General features: G+C 49.8%; 1 protein-coding gene and 1 pseudogene. One reads left to right on the top strand and one right to left on the bottom strand.

The features are described 5' to 3' along the window. Window positions 1–466, bottom strand: a pseudogene (locus ACFR9S_RS11085) (hypothetical protein); the annotation flags it as partial. A 237-nt stretch (window positions 467–703) separates the two neighbouring features. On the opposite strand from ACFR9S_RS11085, the gene ACFR9S_RS11080 reads away from it, so the two are divergent. Continuing rightward, a partial coding sequence (locus tag ACFR9S_RS11080) for an alcohol dehydrogenase catalytic domain-containing protein (protein WP_379818657.1) occupies window positions 704–972 on the top strand: 269 nt, incomplete at its 3' end.

Here is a 972-nt window from a genome sequence, read left to right as displayed (position 1 = left end):
CGCCGAAGTACCCGCACGCATCGAGGTGACTCGCGATGAAGTCGTCAGTTCCGTTCGGAAGGTCCTCGAAGTCGTCGGACTCGATGTACGGATCGAGCGATTCCATGTCCGGGTAGTACCGGGAGCCGACGATGTACGGATCGGCGTAGAAAACCTGAATGTCTCCGGTTTGGCTATTTATGTCGCTTGCAAGACGTTCGGAATAGTTATCGAACGGTGCGAGCGTGATATCGACTTCGATACCCGTCTCTTCAGTAAACTCGCCGATCAATTCATTTACCGCTACGCTTGGTGGCGTCGCTTCCGAAATGAAACTGATCGAGGAGGCTGGTTCGATATCGGGGTCGGGAAGCCCTCCCGCTTCGTTATCTTCGCCGAGACACCCTCCGAGACCTGCGAGGCCGGCAGCACCACTCGCTCGTATGAAAGTACGACGATCGATACCTGGTCTGTTATTATCTATCATTCGGATCGAGCCTGTGTGAGTCATAATCACACTCATTAATAAAATTTATCGTGGTTACATAGCAGCAGTTTATGGCCAAAATTCTCCGATTCAACTCGTATTAACCCAGAATTCAATATATCGGAGTGAATTGAATTGTTCCATACATTTGATTGTATATGTAACTGATTAACGTCAATGATAGCGACTATGAATTATCCCTCATGTTTTTATTGAATGGAAAAGTCTGACCAGCCGATGCGTGCCGCAGTACTCACTGATCCGGAGGAGTTCGAGATCGAAGAAAGAGAACGGCCTGAGCCAGACGCAGATGAGGTTCTCGTCAAAATCCGTAATGTCGGTATCTGTGGCTCAGATGTCCACTACTATGAACATGGCCGAATCGGCGACTTCGTAGTTGAGAATCCGCTCGTCCTTGGCCACGAGAGTGCGGGAGAGATCGTTGAAACAGGTGCTAATGTCAATGGATTCGAAGCCGGTGACCGCGTTACTCTCGAGCCAGGCGT

Origin of the sequence: Halolamina salina, from assembly GCF_042678005.1 — an archaeon.
Lineage (GTDB): Archaea > Halobacteriota > Halobacteria > Halobacteriales > Haloferacaceae > Halolamina > Halolamina salina.
Note: the sequence above shows the minus strand (reverse complement) of the source record. Positions and strands in the feature narration are given on the sequence as shown.